Consider the following 17,724-nt stretch of genomic DNA (forward strand, 5'->3'; position numbering starts at 1 on the left):
CCCTGCATCGTTAAACTTTCGACATTTTTTTTAATTTTAAGAAGTTATTCCTATACAATGCTTACTATTCTTTCTTATAATAATTGAGGAAAATTAAATTTATATAATACTTATGGGTGCTTTTATGTACCTAAAGGAGTTTTTAAATGAAAAAATTATTACAACAAATAACACCTACTTATGATCCTTGGGAAGCATATATGGATGTTGAGGAATATGGCAAAAATGAGCTTACAAATGTTGAGTTTACGACAACTACAATTTGTAATATGCGTTGTGAGCATTGTGCTGTTGGGTATACATTACAACCAAAGGATCCAAATGCTTTACCAATTGAGCTAATACTAAATCGTCTAGAAGAGATTGAAAAGCTTCGTTGTATTAGTATTACTGGTGGAGAACCAATGCTATCTAATAAAATGCTAAACGGTTATGTTATTCCATTACTGAAATATGCTCATGAGCGTGGAGTTCGTACACAGATTAACTCAAATTTAACACTAGACTTTGAACGTTATGAAAAAATCATTCCCTATTTAGATGTATTACATATTTCTCATAACTGGGGGACAGTTGATGAATTTGTTGAAGCAGGATTTGCAATGATGGACCGCAAGCCTAGTTATGAGCAACGTGCCAAGTTATTTGAAAATATGATCGAGAACAGTCGCCTTCTTGCTGAAGCTGGAGTGATGGTATCTGCTGAAACAATGCTAAATAAACGTACTCTGCCATACCTAGAAAAAATCCATCGTCAAATTGTTGATGAAATGAAGTGTCAACGTCATGAAGTACATCCTATGTATGCAAGTGATTTTGCAAGTACATTAGAAGTACTGACAAAAGAGGAACTTCGAGAAGCTATATCTACATTGCTAGATGTTCGTGATGAAAACATATGGATGCTATTTGGTACACTACCTTTCTATCCATGTAGTGATGACCAACTTGATTTAGATATTATTCAAAGACTTTACAATAGCAAAAATGTTACGTTACGTAATGATCCTGATGGCCGCTCTCGTTTAAACGTAAATGTCTTTGATGGTAGTATCATTGTTACCGATTTTGGTGATGTACCTCACCTAGGCAACATTCAAACGAATACACTTCAAGAAGCTTATGATATTTGGACATTATCTAAAACAGCAAAAGAACTTAGTTGCCATTGTCCTGCGGTTAAATGTTTGGGGCCTAATATTCTTGTAAAAAACAGCTATTATCCTACTACTGATTTCTCAAATAGAAGTTCCAAGCTTTAAAAGAATAAAAAATTTCCGATATATAAGTAACGCTATGATACATAAGTAAAAAGTTTTATGTATTGTGGCGTTGTTTTTTTTATATGATAAAAATTGGTTATATGACCCTGTTTTCAGAAAACGATTGATTGTGAACTAATTTTAACATTCTTTCCCGGCAAATCACGTTATTACTTTTGAACTACCAATTTTTCAAAAAACGACATCCTATTTTTTCACATCTTAGAACAATCCTATAAAAATAATCTATACACTAATATTTTTGTAATTAGAGGTGGCAGCATATGCAAACTAATCAAACCTCACCTAAGACTGAAACAGTAGATCGAAGACACTTTTTAAAGAAATTGACATTTTTTCTAATCGGATTCACTGTCTTAACTCCATTTAAAAATCCTTTTGAATCAACTAAAGCTTTTGCAGTGGAAAAACCAAAACCGACCGGTATAACTTGGGGACAATTAGAAAATTTAACTTGGGAACAAATTGAAAACTTAAAGTAAAGAAAATTCCCGATTGGAGAGCCATAGGCGAAAACAGTTGCTTAGTTGCACTTATACTTAATAGCGAAAATTAGCAACTACATCAAGTTTCTATTCCGCTACCAATTTATATTATCTTAATGTGAAAAAAGCATGCCTTCTTTTAATGGCATGCTTTTTATTTTATCTCGGATGTGGAGATGTAATATATCCAAATGATACATAATCCTGAACAGGTATCCACGCACCTACACCTTGTGAAACTATATTTTTTACTTGAAGTGATTTTTTATTCCCTTTTAAGATTAAATAAACTTCTCCAAAAGTAACTTTACCTTTTTCATTTACAGCAGGAGCGTATGTATATAAATACCCGAGCTGCTTTGGCGGGACATTATAGAATCGTTCATTTTTAGTCCCTGCACCAATTACAGTTTGAAAAGCCAAAGGAAGAGTCGTTTTTTCAGAAGCATCATGCATCATTAATTTAATAACTTCGTCAGAATTCCTTACTTTGGCAGTTAAACCACCACGTATAACTTGTTGTGAATTTTGGTAGTATTTTACTCGTTTATATGATTTTTCTCCTCTATTATCTAGAAAATTAGTATTAATTTTTTTATATTGCCAATTGATCGTTGTCTCATTTGATTCATAATTTAATGGCCAAACTCCTAAAAAAATCTTCGCATTGTATCCTACTGCAAAAGGAGCTTTACTAACTGATGATTCATTAAACATGCGGATAAGACTTGGATTCTCAATTTTTACATTTGATGAATCTAGTAACTTTCTAGCCAACTCTCCTGGTTGGAGTTCTGGAAGATCCTGCGTTGGATTTGGATAAGTATTCTCTTTCGTAACATTTGCTGCCGATCCGGGGACTTTAATTTCAGAATTGGCTGCATAAGTTGTTTTTTCATTATTGAAAGAAATAAATAAGAAAATTATATTTAGAAGAATGAATGGTTTTAGCCATTTAGACATGTTCATGCCCCTTTCACAAATAAGGAAATTATTTACTATTAGCATGAACAATTTATGTAAATATATGTATTCAATCGATTGAAAAATTAAGTTACGAACTCAGCTTTAAAAATAGTTTTTCGATTGGAGCTCTTATTCTTTGTAGAATTGGTCCTATGCTGAATGTTATTAATACTGTTCCGATACCGATTGGACCTTGAAGTAGAAATGCTAAAACTAAGGCGAACACTTCACCTATTGTTTTTGCAACTCCTAAACTTACACCGAATCGCTTATTAAATGAAATCATTAGGTCATCAATTGGACTTAAAGGAAACTTAGCTTGTAAATAAATTGCAATTCCTATTGTCATGCTCAAGATTGCTAGTACTAATTGAACGTATCTAGTAACGATATTGGCATCAAATAAATGCTCCGACTCGATAGTTAGCCAAAAATCAAGAAATCGCCCTATTAATATAAACGTAATTGCTGCTAGCCATTCTGGTCGTTTCTTTTGTAAAAAGGCATTTATAAACAATAAAATAGATGAATTGATAATGATCCAATTTCCTACAGAAAAACCAAATGTTTTGGACTCTCCTACAGCTAATGCATCCCATGCACTCGCTCCTAAACCAGCTTTAATTGCTAAGCTAATGCCTAATGTTAAAAAAAGTAGTCCTATTATATAAAATAGAATCCGAATGATTTTATTCAATTATTTCCACCTTCGATCCACTTTTTTATAATAAGTAGAAACCGATGCCCATAATAAAGTAGGCAGCTAATAGAGTTAGTCCTTCAAACCAGTTTGTATCCCCATCGTTCATAATTGAAATGGTTAAAAATACTGACGTTATCATCGAAATTAATTCAGGCATTGAAAATATTAATGGCATTCTATGATCTATAAATAATGAGCATATAACTAACACTGGTGCAACAAACATTGCAATTTGTAACGATGAACCAACTGCAATTTCTACCGAAACACCTACTTTATTTTTATATGCCATAACAATTGCAGATGCATGTTCAGCTGCGTTACCAACAATTGCAACGACAATTATACCTATAAATAATTCAGTCCAACCAAATTTATCTCCAACTGTCGTAAAGGTATGAACAAGCTTTTCTGATACATACCCTACAGCTACTGTAGCCACAGCTAATATGATCATGGCTTTCCATGTACCCCATTCAGCCTCTTCATGTTCCTCTACTTCTTCTTGATTTTTTGCTACATATACTCCACGGTGAGTTACTAGTTTAAAATAAAGCGCTGCTAAATATAAAACCATTAAAATAATCGAAACTCCAACGCTAAGAGTCATCTTATCATCGGGAGTCATTCCTACGGAAAAAATTTCAGGGATGACAAAAGCTAGTACTACTGCAAAGATTAGTAAACCAGAATTATGCCTTGCATCATAAACATTAAAGCTTTGTCGCTTATATTTTAATCCACCTACAAAAAATGACAGTCCACCTACTAAAAGTAAATTGCCGATTACAGAACCAGTTAATGATGCTAAAACTACTTCTACTAATCCATTTTGCAATGCAAAAATTGCAATAATTAACTCTACTGCATTACCAAATGTTGCATTTAAAAGCCCACCAACTCGAGGCCCTGCTGCAATTGCTAAACTCTCTGTTGCTCTTCCCATAATTCCTGCTAATGCAATAATTGTTATGCAGTATACGATAAATAAAATAACTTCATTCCAATGCATTAAGCTACCGATTACTGATAATGGTACACCTATAAAGGTAATAATAAAGAATAAACGATGAGCCATAATAACCTCCTAAATAAAATTCCTTATTAACTATCATATGCAAAAGACCTAAAAAAATAGGTTTAAATGTAAAACAATTAACAAACACTTAAAGTGGAAGCGATTCGTTCGACCATAAAAATCGTTCAAAAAAAGAAGATTTGAGTAAAGGAGTTTTTAAAATGATTCAAGAAAATATAATGAAAGTATTAAAAGCAAAACAATTAGGTTTATTTACTACTATTCGTGAAGACTTTCCACATAGCTGCTTCATGATCTTTTTCTTTAAAGGACTAACACCATATATCGCTACTAGTAAAAACTCACAAAAAGTGGATGATATAAAAAACAATCCAAATGTACATATTTTATTAGGACATGATGGCGATCGATTAGATGATAACTTTGTGGAAATGTTTGCAAAAGCTGTAATAATCGAAAATGCAAGTTCTGAAGAGAAGGTTTGGACTGAAGAATTATCTAGATGGCTTGAAGGTCCAGATGACCCTAATTACGTACTTATTCAAATGAATCCGGTTAAAATAGGCTATATTGAAAATGCCGGCGACGAACCTACTTTTATTTCACTATAATTCGTAATGATAACAAGTGGAATTAGAAAAATAGAAATAGCTTTTGAAGTAGATGAAACATGGGGATTTATGAGGTATCTGCCAGATGATAATATCAAAAAAAAGACATTAGATCCAAAATCTAATGTCTTTTTTTGAATTTCTTATAGATTATTAAAAATAAACTAGCCCCTACTAATGCACCTATTGAATCAATTACTACATCCTGTACTAATGGTGTTCGATCGGCAGTAAATGATTGATGAAACTCGTCAGAAGCTGCATATATTATAGAAGAAATTAAACCAATCAAGAAGTATCTCTTAACATAAAGTTTTGACAATCTGGTCGTAAAAAAAGCAAGTAACAGATAAATCGAAAAATGGGATAGTTTTCGAATAAAGAATTCTGTAAATCCAGGGATTCCAAGTGCTTTTATACTAACCTCATGTCCATCATAATGAAAATGGATAAAGTCAAAATTCCCCATAATATTATAAAGAAATTTTAAATGGCTTAACTGCGGTCTAATATCTTGTTTTTCATATGGTGTAGCTGACGAATAAAAAATAATGCCAGCTATAAGTAGAACGGGTAGCCAATACTTTAAAATTGTACTAATCGTATTAGATTGCTTCATTGGAATCTCCAAATAAAATCGAGTATTAAATTACGGATGATAAACTTTAGTTTAACGAAACTTAACTTAATTGTTCAATTTTTTGTTTTAAGTATTGAATTAGATCTTCTTTTAAATCTTCACGTTGAAGTGCAAAGTCAATTGAAGTCGTAATAAATCCTAATTTTTCACCAACATCGTATCGTTTTCCTTCAAATTGAAACGCATATACACTTTGAATCTTATTTAGCTTCGCGATGGCATCCGTTAATTGAACTTCACCACCTGCTCCAATTTCATGTTTGTCTAAGAAATCGAAAATTTCAGGTGTTAAAACATAACGTCCCATAATTGCTAAATTAGATGGCTGTGTACCTTTTGCTGGTTTTTCTACTAAGTTTTGAACTTGGTACAGATTATCTTGATTTTCTAAAGGATCAATAATGCCATAACGCTGAGTTTCTTCATCAGAAACAAATTGAACACCTATTATTGATGATTGCGTTTTCTCATATTCATCCATAAGCTGTTTTACACATGGTGTATCAGATTGAACGATATCGTCACCTAATAATACAGCAAATGGTTCATCTCCAATAAATTTACGTGCACACCAAATTGCATGTCCTAATCCTTTTTGTTCTTTTTGACGAATATAATGGATTTCCACTTTTGATGGTTCTTGAACAACTTCAAGCATTTCAAACTTTTGCTTCTCTAATAAAGATTGTTCTAATTCGAAAGCTTTATCAAAATGATCCTCGATCGCTCTTTTACCTTTTCCTGTAACAATAATAATATCTTCAATACCTGAAGCAATCGCTTCTTCAACTATATATTGTATTGTTGGTTTATCAACAATTGGTAACATTTCTTTAGGCATAGCCTTTGTAGCTGGTAAAAACCTAGTACCAAATCCTGCAGCAGGAATAATGGCTTTACGAACTTTTTTCATTTTTTACCTCCAAAGTATAAAATCCCCTTTGGTTAAATCATATTTGACTTAGAGGGGATTTTAAAATTAATTAAAATATTATTTTGATTTGTTCTCTATAATTTGTAAATCAACAATTTTATTAGGGTTGTTTTCTGCAGAGATAAAACTAGTAATAAAATCACTATTTACGTTGTAGGTATAGTATGTTTGTTTGCCGACTTTTTTAGCTTCTACACTTGTCCCCTTCATAATTGAAGAAATAGTTCCATAAGACTCATCTAGTGGAAGCCTGATTCCAGAGATTGCACTATTTGTTACATCATAGTATACGTCAAAATTTTTATATAAATAAGTTGTAACTCCATCGTCAGTTACACTAACGATAGAACCTTTTCCGATTTGACGCTCCATTTTCCATTGGCTACCACCTACTACAACTGGTGCTCCTTCAATGATCCCCTGATTTAAATATGATTTAAATTCGCTACCTCTTATTAATTGAGCATTTTTATCATAGTCAATTTGTCCTTCAAAAATTGCAGAAGTACTAATAAACTTATCATCTTCAAGAATATCTTTTGAATCGCTTCCAATAAAATCATTATAAACTTTATTTAAGGAATCACTTCCAACAGCCATTTTTACAATATGATTATTCTTTAGTAAATAAAAGATTGATTTACCACTACTTTCGTCATATGAGAAAGCAACCTTCTCATCACTATTTTTGGATGGAAGTTCGTGAATCAATGTGTTTCCACTTTTAATGGTGATATCAAAATTGTTATTCCCTACATGTAGACCATTAGACGATAAAAAAGCAGGATCTTTTGATTCAATATATGATAATTGGTCATCATCATTATATTTTAAAGTTAGTTGCTTGTTTTCGTAGTTGTAATCTTCTTTTAACTTGCTAGTTGGTTTACCTAATACATCTTCAACTGTACTGACAGAATCGCCTAATTTTATGCCATATAAAATCGATTCATTTGCCAAAGATGAATAACCAGCTTCTTTAATAATCTCTTTTTGACATCCAGTTAACATAATTAAAAGGAAAAAGAGAAAGAAAAACTTTTTCACTAAAACACATCCTTCTGACAATAAAAAATTCTAAATTAAGGCTTACTTGTTTTTATAATATTCGATCGTCTTTAATAAACCTTGCTCTAGTGTAAATGCCGGATACCAACCTAATTGTTCATTTGCTTTTTTATTATTTAAATAACTATGTTTAATATCGCCCGAGCGTTCTTCAGCATATTTCGTTTCAATTTTTGAATTGATTACTCCCTCTGCTACGTTAATTAACTCGTTTAAGGATATTTTTGTATTAGTCGAAATATTAACTACTGTATTTATTGGCTTTTCACTAGCGATTAAATTAGCTGAAACAATATCTTCAACATAAATAAAATCTCGTGTTTGTTCACCATCTCCGAATACAGTGAATAGCTCATTATTTACAATTTTATCAACTAAAATTGAAATTACGCCACCTTCACCTTTAGGGTCTTGTCCAATTCCAAATACATTTGCATATCTAAAAATCGTGTAAGGAATATTATGTAATTGATGATAAACTTGGATATAAAATTCTGGTGTGAATTTAGATGCACCATAAAACGAAATTGGTTTGATTGGATGAACTTCGTCAACACCTAAATATTGAGGCTCACCGTATACTGCTGCTGAAGATGGATAAACTAATCGACATTCTTTTGTTTCATTTATCATCTTAACTGCTTCTAACACATTAATTGTACCTAATATGTTAATACTAGCATCCTCAGCTGGATTTTTTATAGAAAGTTGAACATCGATTTGAGCAGCATGATGATTAATTACATCAGGCTGCTCCTCTTTTACAATGTCAATAAAATTTGAGCTTCGAATATCTTCTTCATACAGCGTGACATTCTCTGGTACATTTGAAAGTTTGCCAGTAGATAAATTGTCTACAATAATAACTTCATAACCTTTTGCTAAATATGCTCTCGCTAGATTAGAGCCAATAAATCCTGCTCCCCCAGTTATTAGTACTTTGCTCATCTTATTCTCCATCTCCTATTACAGTCTTTCTTCCAATTGACTCATAATAGAATCCCTTTTTATTTATCTCATCACAATTAAATACATTTCTACCATCAAAAATAACAGGTTTTACTAAAGTACTTTTTACGCGATCTAAATCTAATTCACGAATATCAGACCACTCAGTTAAGATAACAACTGCATCCTTACCTTCAATCACATCATAAATATCGTCTTTAGTTGTTAGATTTGGAATTACTTTTTTAGCGTTTTCTGCCGCTACAGGATCATAAGCAGTAACTTTTGCACCCGCAGCTGTTAATTCGCGAATAATATCGATAGAAGGCGCGTCACGCATATCATCTGTATTTGGTTTAAATGCTAAACCTAATACTGCAAAATGCTTACCAGCGATTTCGCTAGCATAATAATTTTTAATTTTTTCAACGATTACATATCGTTGATTGTCATTTACTTTTGTAATTGTTTCAAGAATGCTCATTGGGCTACCAGCATTTTGTGCAATTGAAATAAGAGCACTTACGTCTTTAGGGAAACAAGATCCTCCATAACCTACACCAGCTTGTAAGAACTTTGGACCAATACGATCATCTGCTCCAATACCTTGTGCAATCTCTTGAACATCTGCTCCTACTTTTTCTGCTAAGTTAGCAATTTCATTAATAAAACTAATTTTAACTGCTAAAAATGCATTTGCTGCGTACTTAATCATTTCAGCTGTTTCAATAGAAGTAACAATTATATTTGTGTTAAATGGTTTATGTAATTCAGTCAATACTTCAGCAGCTTTAGTTGTTTCAGTACCAATAATTGCACGTTCCATGTTCATCGTATCATAGATCGCTGAGCCTTCACGTAAGAACTCTGGGCAAGATGCGACGTCAAACGTATGACCACTCTTATTAGATTGGCTAATAATATTTTTAACATGTTTATTTGTTCCAACTGGAACAGTGCTTTTCGTTACGATAACTTTGTAACTATTTAAATTTTCACCAATTTCTTTAGCAACTGCTTCTACGAATTCAAGATTAGCAGAACCATCTGCTTTTGGTGGTGTACCAACAGCAATAATAACTACATCAGCTTTCTCCATGCCTTCTTTTAGGCTTGTAGAAAATTTCAATCTGCCTTCTGCAACATTTTTAAGTACAAGTTTATCTAAACCTGGCTCGTAAATTGGCATTTCGCCTTGAAGAATTTTTTCAATTTTCTTTGAATCTATATCGATACATACAACATTGTTACCTATCTCACTAAAGCAAGTTCCAGAAACAAGTCCTACGTAACCTGTGCCTACTACACAAATATTCATTTAAAATCATCCTTTTTTTATACTTATTTTACTTTTATTTTAAAGTCGAAACTAAATTCGACTCATTAATAAAAGCTGCTCTTATTAATTAGGAAACAACCTAATTAAAGAAAGAAGCACTGTATAACTTTGCACTCGTTAATAATTATAATATTTTTAAACTAAATTTAAAAATATTATACCAAGATAGATATAATATTTTATTTTTTATGTTTTCTAAATGCATTCCAAGCATAATTTCCAAAATACCAAGCAGCTTTTGGTATTGAAAAACCCTCGATATCTCGATATACTGACCAATTTTGTTTAGCGGCCTTTTTCTTATTGCTTGAGATTGAATTTTTTACAAGACGATAAATACCTAGTTCCTCCTGTAAACCATACGCGTGAACACCCGTTTTTAGAATAGATAGCCAAAGGACAAAGTCTTGTCTAGTTCGAATATTTTTCATCTTTACTTTTCCGAGCTTTTCTATATTCAACATCACGGTTGAACACCCAATAATCGTATTCTTTAATAAAAACTTGTAACTTACTTCATTTGGAGCTTGTACGTTTTTACCTGTATCCGATCCATCCTCGTTTATCATTCGATATGAAGTAAATGTAAATGAATAATCATTTTTCTCCATAAATTGTACTTGCTTTTGCAATTTATCAAATGTCCATAAATCATCACTATCAACAAAAGCAATATACTTTCCTTTTGCATAATCAATAGCAGTGTTTCTTGCAATTGCAGCACCACTGTTTTCTTTTAAAAGAACGACTTTAATTCTTTTATCTTCTTGCTCAAATTTTTGAATGATTTCTCTACTTGAGTCAGTAGAAACATCATCAACTAGGATTAGCTCCCAATTCTGATATGTTTGCGAAAGAACACTGTTAATTGTGTCAACAATGAATTCCTCAGCGTTATATACAGGCGTTATGATTGAAACAAGAGGCTCTAAATTACTCAACTATTCCACTCTCCTTGTTTGCAGCCTGTTCAGAATTAACCTTTCTCTTCCCTAATTCTAAGAAAATGAAGACAATGATTAATATTCCCCAAAATCGAGGTGTAACAAAATCTCCACGATATAAGGATGTAACGATTAAGTGTATAAATAGAAACAATGAAAATAAATAATAATCATTTTTATTTCTAATAACGAATAACTTTAACCCCATGTAAACAAAGCCATACAGTAAAGCAACAAAACCAAATAGTCCATGTTCAAAAATTAAATCCACGAAAATATTATTTGAAGTTGTACTAACTGCTTTTCCATTTGGTAATAGTCGTGATAATTGAATAAATTCAAATGATCCAGGACCGTATCCAAATAATGCTGATAGCCAAGAATGATCAAATACCCATACAAAAGGCATTGCATACATATACATGCGGCTATGTTTCTGAATATCAAATACACCTGCTAGTCGTCCGATAATCGGTTCTAGGAATTCGTGAATTTTACCTGAGAAGATAAAATAGAATGCAATTACTGCCAAACAAAGTAGGCCTAAAATATAGAAAATAATCTTCTTATTTTTTAAATTTGAAGTCAAAAGTAAGAAGGTAAACAATACACATAAAATCGCTAAATTAACATAGCCACTTAATGAATACGATAAAATTAATACAAAAATTGTTGGAATAAAAATAAACAAGCCATATTTGAATTTTGATTTAACCATTACATAGCCGATTATTAATAAATCAACTAAGAACGGAGCTAAATAACTTGGTTCATCTGCAAATGATGTCAATCTAAAGTCAAATAATGTTTTTCCTCCAACAGAATGAACAAATGATCGTGTAGAAATATTTAGAAATGGAATATTGTATAAGAATGAGAAGAATTGCCATACCCCTACAATTGTAATGATCAAGAGTGCAACTACATATGCCCATACAATTTTATTCAAAGTTCGATTTTTAAATTTAGAAATAACTTGTGTACTAATATAAAAAATTGAAAAAAATATTACATAATTAATTAGCCTTTTTATCAAATCAGACTTTAAATACTGACCGTACTCAACCGAATATAATGTAAAGTAATTATACACAGTTACTAATAGTGAAAAAATAATCGGCAAGATAAATACAAGTAAGAATCTAACTTGCTCTTGTTTATGGATACTATGAAAATTTTCAGTTTTTCTAACCATAAAATAAAGAATCACTAGTCCACCAAAAACACAACCGCTAATCAAAAATGAACTAGGTAAACCCGGTATTATTTTTTGAAAAACAGTTGAGACTGAAAATGGTATAAAAAAGAAATATACCATCAATAAAATCATCATAAGCTTTTCATAATTTTTTCGTATGTATTCGAAACTTAACATATCTATTGAAGTCCTCTCAATCTATTTAAGCGTAAATATTCTTCAGTTAGTCTTAAATTGAAGAATTTCTCCTAAACCTTTTATTAAATTTACAAAAGGTTTTTCAAGCATATTAAATTTTTTTATGAAAAAGGCGATAAAATATAAAAAAGCTAATGGTGTATTGTAAATTCTTTTAAACATTGGGCCTTTTCCTATAAACTGTTGTGCTGATAAAAACTCTGTTGATTCTTTTTTAGGATGATACACGACAATTTTGGGAACATAACTGATTTTATAACCTTTTTTTAGAAGATCGATTAAAAATATATTTTCTTCACCTGAAGGATATTTTGCACCTAAACCAAAACTTTCATCAAATTTAAGGTCTGCTTTTTTTACTACTTTTAAATTCAAGAACAATTCGATTGAAGATTTTCTAAATAAACCTCTAAATGATACATTTTCTTCAGCTTTATCGCTATAGTCTTTGTAATAATATTCACTATCTGGGTCATATATTTGGAAAGTGCAGATACCATTTTGTTTATTTTCTTCAAAATACTGCTTTATATTTTCAAAGGAATCTTTTGGGTACCAGCAATCATCATCTGAAAAAGTTATAATTTCCCCTGAAACGTGTTTTAAGCCCTCATTTCTTGAATGGGACAATCCTTTTCTCGTCAATTTTATTTGTTTAATTTTATCTTTTAGTAAAGATGAATTAATTAGCTCTTCGACGTGGTCATGATTACCTTGACTTACAACAATTATTTCAAATTGCTGATAAGTTTGTTGTTCTATACTCAATAGTAGCCGCTTTAGCTCTAATTCTCGACTTCCAAGTGTAGGTATAATTATACTAATCATGCAAAATCCTCCATATTTAATCAATTCACGTCAAATTTCAAGCATTTACGTAAATAACTTGTATATTATAACATAGCTTTTCCTTATATAAAATATAATATGATTGAACTTAAAAATGCTTAAGGCATTCTATTTATCAAGGTTTAATATTCATTTTTTTAATATTAATCGAATTGTTACATTAAACTAATCTTTTTAATTAACTCTTAATACATTTGTTAAATTACTGAAACTAAAAGTAGATTTTTAAACTTTATTTTAAAAATTTTGAAGTTAATTTCTTATACAATTTGCAAAAAATGCTATACTAACAATATAATTAATCAATGTAAAGTTTGAACCTATTGCATGGAGGAAAATATGTTAAAGAAAATTTTTACGATCATCGCTACTTTTTCAATACTGAGTGCGTTAATGATGGGCTGCGAAAAAGAAGTTTTAAAATCTAGAAGTATCAATGATGCCGACCACTATATTCAGAATAATATAAGTCAAATGAACTGGAAGACATTTAAACAACTTACTTCAAGTAATGCAACAATTACAAAAGATGATTTTATTAAACTTAAAAGTAATCTCTCTCAAAACAAATCAGCATACTTTTTCACTTCGAACTCAACTTTAAAGGTATATAATTACAATAGTTCGAATCACATTATTTATATTTCAAAATGGGTAGACGAAAAAGGTCTAACTAAACTAAAATCTGTTGAATTCTTAAATTAACAAAAAAAGCTAACCTCTTTTTGAACTTAAAGTGTATTGGCCGGCCAATGTCAGATGTTGTTTAACATTGGCGAGGCAGTACACAGTTCATGAGGTTAGCTTTTTTATAAATTGATTAGAAAAGAGAATCGTACATTTCTTTATGACTATTCAAGCATTTTTTTGTATTATAGTTATTTAAGTAATGATTATAAAACTTTATTTTTTCATGATTTAACTTCTCAGGCGAAATTAAATTTTCTTCCATTTTCTTTATTAATTCCTCTACTAAAGTATACTTATTTTCTTCAAAATGAATAACTTCTTCCAAACCATCAATTCGTGTCCCATATGCAACATTTTTTCTTGCCATTGCCTCAACTGCTGTTCGACCGAACGATTCCTTGATAGAAGTAAGAATAAAAATATCACTCAAGTAAAAAATTTCATTCATTTTTTCGATAGGTACGTTAATTAATGCAATTAATTGTTCTTTTCCAATTAAATCTTCAAGTTGTTTGATAATCGCATTAACTTGCTGTTCTTCCTTCTCTGAACGATCAGTGCCGATTGTGATTACAACCTTAAATTTATAGCGTTTCTCTAGTTCTTTAATAATTTCAACGGCAAGTGGCCAGTTTTTATCTGGGGAATATCTACCTGAAAATCCAATTACGATTTCATCATCTAAAACATTATATTGTTCTCTGATTTTTACCCTTACATTAGGATCATACGTATCAAATAAATCTCCTGCTGTATTCGGTATTACGATTAGTTTTTCCTCATTACCGATATTGTTCTTTTTATAAATCTTTCTATTATTATATGTTGTTGTGACGATATATGTAAAATTCTTTGAGAACCGTTTAATTAGTTTTTGCGTCATGTTACCATATTTATCTAAAACACCGCGGTCTGTGTAAATTAATTTAATTTTACTTGAAATTAAACGAAACGTTTTTAGTATATTTACTAAAATCATCGTTGAAGGCATTTGTACATGGATTATATCTGGTTTAATTTTATTAATTTCACTTCTTATTTCAAATAACAATTTCATTAGTTCGCCTTTTGTTTTTCCTTTTAAAACAAAATTTGTATAGTTATCTAAAATAATTTGGTTTTTAACTTTTTTTGATGAAGAAGGTGTAATCATATGGAATTCAAACTCTTTTTCCAAACCATTCATAATAATCTTCATTGATTCTTGCGCTCCTCCAACAATATCTAGAGAAACATCAGACAAATAGACAATTTTCTTCAAAACAAATCCTCCTAAATAGTAAACAAATAGTTAATCAAACTTTTGAAAGATTATCAATTATAAGCGCACAAATCATTCAACTTAATAATAAAGTACTAAGCTAAACGCTTAGTACAATTAGTTTCCATAATACAACTTACATTCAAGCCTTTATCGTTTCCTTCTCTTTCATTAATCTTAAAAGTATTTTCCCTGAAACAATGTAATTTTCTAAAATAAATTTACGTTTCTCAAAGCTACTTTTAAGAATATAATCTGTTGATGCATCTTCCTTATGATACATTTTAATCTCTGGAGAATAGAGCATTTTAAAATGATCTCGTTGAGACATTAAAAGCAGTATATCTTCTTCCATGAACATAAATGTTTCAGAATATAAACCATCATACTTTGAAATGTAATCTGATGAAAATATTAAACAACTACCGTGTAGCTGGATATTTTCTTGTTTTACTAAATGGTTTATTGGTTTATTTGGATTTTTCTTTACAGCTCTTTTAATCATTCTAGCCAATTTAAATTTTTTCAAATTTGTTTTTAAAGCTGTTTTAATGATATAAGTGTATTTCCATTTCGTACTTGAGCTATTTTTTAGCATTTCTTCGTACATTTTTACATCTCTTTCAAGCTCTTCATAACTTACTAATGTTTCTCTTGCTGGATTTTGATGTCTACCGTCCCTGGCAATAATATCCGGACCAAGAACAGCGAACTTTTCTTCTTCATAAATCTTTACGACTTTTGTAATAAAGTCTTTTTGTTCAAAAATAGTATCATTATTGATTAGACAAATAAAATCAGAATTCAACTCATTTTTAGCAAATCTAAATCCAAGATTATTTCCTTTTGCAAATCCAAGATTTTCATCGCTCTCGATGAAATAAACATTTTCTATTTCATTAAATTTCGCGATGATATTTTTCATTGACTCATTGTATGAGGCATTATCAACAACAACAATATCATAATTTGGATAATCAATATTATTTAATATTGATTCTATACATTCTATCGTATCTTGCTCAGCAAGATAATGTAGAATTACAAACGTAAATTTATTCATTTGGCACCTCAAAAAATGACTTCAGTATTTTAATGATTATCTTTTAATTAAACCCTTAATTACTTTAAACTCTTTTGTAACAATCAATCCTATACCATATAAACATGAAGCAATGATTAATTTCACAATGATTGAGATCAGAGTATTTTTGATATCGAAATGAATCAAAGCCATTCCTACAATCATAATGATTGCAATAATGCTATGTTTTTTCAACTCTAAAAGAAACTTTAGTAAACTTTTATTTAATACAACTTTAATTAACATTCTGTATGCAATAAAGAAATTAAAAATATAAGCTAGCGTTACAAATATCGCTACCGTTTTTATATTACCAAAAAACAAACCGATCGTAATAAATGATACTATACAAATTGTAGATTGTATCCCAGTTCTAAATAGCTGCTTTGTTTCATTTGTTGCCTGGAAAATTGCACTGGCACTTGATGTAGTCATTTGTGACCAAATTGAAAGACTTAGTATTTTAAATACTGGTATTGAAGCAAGCCATTGACTGCCAAACATAATCAAAATAATTTCTTTCGCTGAAAAGTAACAAAATATACTAAAGAAGATACCTAGTAAGGATAAAATTCGAATTACTTTTATAAACTGATGATATATTTTTTCTCGATCATGTTGATATTCTGAAAGAATTGGATGCAAAACTGGTGTTATAACATTAGTTAGATTACTAACTGGATATAACATTAATTTATAAGCTTTATCATAATAACCTAATGGTACTTGTCCTAAAAACTTACCAATTAGTAGATTATCTGAATTTCTTGCAAAGTAATTAATAAAGTTAAATCCGAATTGAAAAGCCGAAAACGAGCGAATTTTCTTCACACTGTCACTTTTATAGTTAAAAATTATTTTAAATCTAATTGTAATGTAATTCCAAACAAATGTTGCTAATCCCATAAATACAGTATTCCAAACAAGTGCATAATATTTAGCCCCATTAAGCGCTAAAATAATAGTAAATATCCCACCAAGAATGGTTACTACAACTGTTCGAATACCTAGTTTTTTAAATTCTTTTGCCTTAATTAACAAGGCGTTTGGAACAATATTTAAGACATTAAAAAATATACCAATCGCTAGAATTCTTCCTAATCCTATATATACATCATTGTTATAAAACATTGAGATTGGATATGAAAATAAGATAAAGGCAATCGACGATACAAATGCCACTAAAATCGTAAATAAAAAGATATTTGAAATATCTCGTTCATCTAATTCTTTATTTTGAATAATCGCTGGTCCAAAGCCCATGTCTGATAAAATTGAAAAGAAGCTGATAAAAACAGAAATTATGGCTACTATTCCATAATCGCTCGGGGTTAATAACCTTGCTAATACGGCATTGATTAATAGTTGTATAATGATATTAGAATATCTAGATACAAAATTAATAAATGCAGCTTTTTTTATAGAGACATTACTCATTTCCTTTAATTTCCTCTTTTCTGCACTCATTTACAAACAACTAATAT

At 30.4% G+C, this 17,724-nt stretch carries 18 protein-coding genes; 4 read left to right on the forward strand and 14 right to left on the reverse strand.

Translation table 11 applies throughout. The features are described from left to right. The first annotated feature begins 146 nt into the window (after positions 1-146). Positions 147-1,262 (forward strand): radical SAM/CxCxxxxC motif protein YfkAB, encoded by a 1,116-nt coding sequence (yfkAB, locus tag B7R67_RS02975; RefSeq protein WP_088067406.1) that lies wholly within the window; start codon positions 147-149, stop codon positions 1,260-1,262. A gap of 284 nt (positions 1,263-1,546) precedes the next feature. Then, on the forward strand, positions 1,547-1,765 hold the full coding sequence (locus B7R67_RS02980) for a hypothetical protein (RefSeq protein WP_088067408.1): 219 nt from the start codon (positions 1,547-1,549) through the stop codon (positions 1,763-1,765). Positions 1,766-1,927: 162 nt separating this feature from the next. Here the strand turns inward: B7R67_RS02980 and B7R67_RS02985 are convergent, their stop codons facing one another. The 3 genes from B7R67_RS02985 to cax all read right to left on the reverse strand — a co-directional run bounded on the left by B7R67_RS02985 (position 1,928) and on the right by cax (position 4,515). Beyond that, on the reverse strand, positions 1,928-2,731 hold the full coding sequence (locus tag B7R67_RS02985) for a YfkD famly protein (protein WP_088067410.1): 804 nt from the start codon (positions 2,729-2,731) through the stop codon (positions 1,928-1,930). Between the two features lie 91 nt (positions 2,732-2,822). Then, entirely contained in the window at positions 2,823-3,431 is a 609-nt protein-coding gene (locus B7R67_RS02990; RefSeq protein WP_088067412.1) for a YczE/YyaS/YitT family protein, read from the reverse strand. A 25-nt stretch (positions 3,432-3,456) separates the two neighbouring features. After that, positions 3,457-4,515 carry a calcium/proton exchanger gene (gene cax / locus B7R67_RS02995; RefSeq protein ID WP_088067414.1) on the reverse strand — a complete coding sequence of 353 codons (1,059 nt, stop codon included), beginning with the start codon at positions 4,513-4,515 and terminating at the stop codon, positions 3,457-3,459. 161 nt (positions 4,516-4,676) lie between these two features. Between cax and B7R67_RS03000 the strand changes: the two genes are divergently transcribed. After that, positions 4,677-5,087: a pyridoxamine 5'-phosphate oxidase family protein gene (locus B7R67_RS03000; RefSeq protein ID WP_088067416.1), complete on the forward strand. Its 411-nt coding sequence runs from the start codon at positions 4,677-4,679 to the stop codon at positions 5,085-5,087. Positions 5,088-5,208: 121 nt separating this feature from the next. Here B7R67_RS03000 and B7R67_RS03005 read toward each other — a convergent pair whose 3' ends face one another. The 8 genes from B7R67_RS03005 to B7R67_RS03040 all read right to left on the reverse strand — a co-directional run bounded on the left by B7R67_RS03005 (position 5,209) and on the right by B7R67_RS03040 (position 13,184). Next, positions 5,209-5,706 (reverse strand): VanZ family protein, encoded by a 498-nt coding sequence (locus tag B7R67_RS03005; RefSeq protein WP_088067418.1) that lies wholly within the window; start codon positions 5,704-5,706, stop codon positions 5,209-5,211. Positions 5,707-5,767: 61 nt separating this feature from the next. Beyond that, positions 5,768-6,640: a UTP--glucose-1-phosphate uridylyltransferase GalU gene (gene galU / locus B7R67_RS03010; protein ID WP_088067420.1), complete on the reverse strand. Its 873-nt coding sequence runs from the start codon at positions 6,638-6,640 to the stop codon at positions 5,768-5,770. A gap of 78 nt (positions 6,641-6,718) precedes the next feature. Then, on the reverse strand, positions 6,719-7,708 hold the full coding sequence (locus tag B7R67_RS03015) for a lipoprotein (protein ID WP_088067422.1): 990 nt from the start codon (positions 7,706-7,708) through the stop codon (positions 6,719-6,721). Between the two features lie 42 nt (positions 7,709-7,750). Then, positions 7,751-8,677 (reverse strand): GDP-mannose 4,6-dehydratase, encoded by a 927-nt coding sequence (locus B7R67_RS03020; RefSeq protein ID WP_088067424.1) that lies wholly within the window; start codon positions 8,675-8,677, stop codon positions 7,751-7,753. Between the two features lies 1 nt (position 8,678). After that, positions 8,679-9,995: a UDP-glucose dehydrogenase family protein gene (locus B7R67_RS03025; RefSeq protein WP_088067426.1), complete on the reverse strand. Its 1,317-nt coding sequence runs from the start codon at positions 9,993-9,995 to the stop codon at positions 8,679-8,681. 200 nt (positions 9,996-10,195) lie between these two features. After that, entirely contained in the window at positions 10,196-10,957 is a 762-nt protein-coding gene (locus B7R67_RS03030; protein ID WP_088067428.1) for a glycosyltransferase family 2 protein, read from the reverse strand. Continuing rightward, the gene (locus B7R67_RS03035; protein WP_088067430.1) at positions 10,950-12,335 is read right to left on the reverse strand and encodes an O-antigen ligase family protein; all 1,386 of its coding nucleotides are present in this window, start codon (positions 12,333-12,335) and stop codon (positions 10,950-10,952) included. The genes B7R67_RS03030 and B7R67_RS03035 overlap by 8 nt, the downstream gene beginning before the upstream one ends. A 42-nt stretch (positions 12,336-12,377) precedes the next feature. After that, a complete protein-coding gene (locus B7R67_RS03040; protein WP_088067432.1) occupies positions 12,378-13,184 on the reverse strand; it encodes a glycosyltransferase in 807 nt (268 codons plus the stop codon). A gap of 360 nt (positions 13,185-13,544) precedes the next feature. Between B7R67_RS03040 and B7R67_RS03045 the strand changes: the two genes are divergently transcribed. Beyond that, entirely contained in the window at positions 13,545-13,910 is a 366-nt protein-coding gene (locus tag B7R67_RS03045; RefSeq protein WP_088067435.1) for a hypothetical protein, read from the forward strand. Between the two features lie 115 nt (positions 13,911-14,025). On the opposite strand, the gene B7R67_RS03050 is transcribed toward B7R67_RS03045, so the two are convergent. From B7R67_RS03050 to B7R67_RS03060, 3 genes are all read right to left on the reverse strand, one after another. Further along, positions 14,026-15,156 carry a glycosyltransferase family 4 protein gene (locus B7R67_RS03050; protein WP_088067437.1) on the reverse strand — a complete coding sequence of 377 codons (1,131 nt, stop codon included), beginning with the start codon at positions 15,154-15,156 and terminating at the stop codon, positions 14,026-14,028. A gap of 142 nt (positions 15,157-15,298) precedes the next feature. After that, on the reverse strand, positions 15,299-16,219 hold the full coding sequence (locus B7R67_RS03055) for a glycosyltransferase (protein ID WP_088067439.1): 921 nt from the start codon (positions 16,217-16,219) through the stop codon (positions 15,299-15,301). Positions 16,220-16,255: 36 nt separating this feature from the next. After that, complete coding sequence (locus B7R67_RS03060; protein ID WP_208615623.1) at positions 16,256-17,677, reverse strand: lipopolysaccharide biosynthesis protein; 1,422 nt, start codon at positions 17,675-17,677, stop codon at positions 16,256-16,258. Between the last annotated feature and the right edge of the window lie 47 nt (positions 17,678-17,724).

The sequence above is a fragment of the Gottfriedia luciferensis genome, assembly GCF_002156865.1.
In the GTDB taxonomy this organism is placed as follows: domain Bacteria; phylum Bacillota; class Bacilli; order Bacillales; family Bacillaceae_G; genus Gottfriedia; species Gottfriedia luciferensis.

What these genes read in the sequence shown, in the direction of transcription:
- B7R67_RS03000 (WP_088067416.1), top strand. Translation starts at nt 4,677, where the DNA reads ATGATTCAAGAAAATATAATGAAAGTATTAAAAGCAAAACAATTAGGT.
- B7R67_RS02980 (WP_088067408.1), top strand. Translation starts at nt 1,547, where the DNA reads ATGCAAACTAATCAAACCTCACCTAAGACTGAAACAGTAGATCGAAGA.
- B7R67_RS03025 (WP_088067426.1), bottom strand. Translation starts at nt 9,995, where the DNA reads ATGAATATTTGTGTAGTAGGCACAGGTTACGTAGGACTTGTTTCTGGA.
- yfkAB (WP_088067406.1), top strand. Translation starts at nt 147, where the DNA reads ATGAAAAAATTATTACAACAAATAACACCTACTTATGATCCTTGGGAA.
- B7R67_RS02985 (WP_088067410.1), bottom strand. Translation starts at nt 2,731, where the DNA reads ATGTCTAAATGGCTAAAACCATTCATTCTTCTAAATATAATTTTCTTA.
- cax (WP_088067414.1), bottom strand. Translation starts at nt 4,515, where the DNA reads ATGGCTCATCGTTTATTCTTTATTATTACCTTTATAGGTGTACCATTA.
- galU (WP_088067420.1), bottom strand. Translation starts at nt 6,640, where the DNA reads ATGAAAAAAGTTCGTAAAGCCATTATTCCTGCTGCAGGATTTGGTACT.
- B7R67_RS03045 (WP_088067435.1), top strand. Translation starts at nt 13,545, where the DNA reads ATGTTAAAGAAAATTTTTACGATCATCGCTACTTTTTCAATACTGAGT.
- B7R67_RS03055 (WP_088067439.1), bottom strand. Translation starts at nt 16,219, where the DNA reads ATGAATAAATTTACGTTTGTAATTCTACATTATCTTGCTGAGCAAGAT.
- B7R67_RS03035 (WP_088067430.1), bottom strand. Translation starts at nt 12,335, where the DNA reads ATGTTAAGTTTCGAATACATACGAAAAAATTATGAAAAGCTTATGATG.
- B7R67_RS03040 (WP_088067432.1), bottom strand. Translation starts at nt 13,184, where the DNA reads ATGATTAGTATAATTATACCTACACTTGGAAGTCGAGAATTAGAGCTA.
- B7R67_RS03020 (WP_088067424.1), bottom strand. Translation starts at nt 8,677, where the DNA reads ATGAGCAAAGTACTAATAACTGGGGGAGCAGGATTTATTGGCTCTAAT.
- B7R67_RS03060 (WP_208615623.1), bottom strand. Translation starts at nt 17,677, where the DNA reads ATGAGTAATGTCTCTATAAAAAAAGCTGCATTTATTAATTTTGTATCT.
- B7R67_RS03005 (WP_088067418.1), bottom strand. Translation starts at nt 5,706, where the DNA reads ATGAAGCAATCTAATACGATTAGTACAATTTTAAAGTATTGGCTACCC.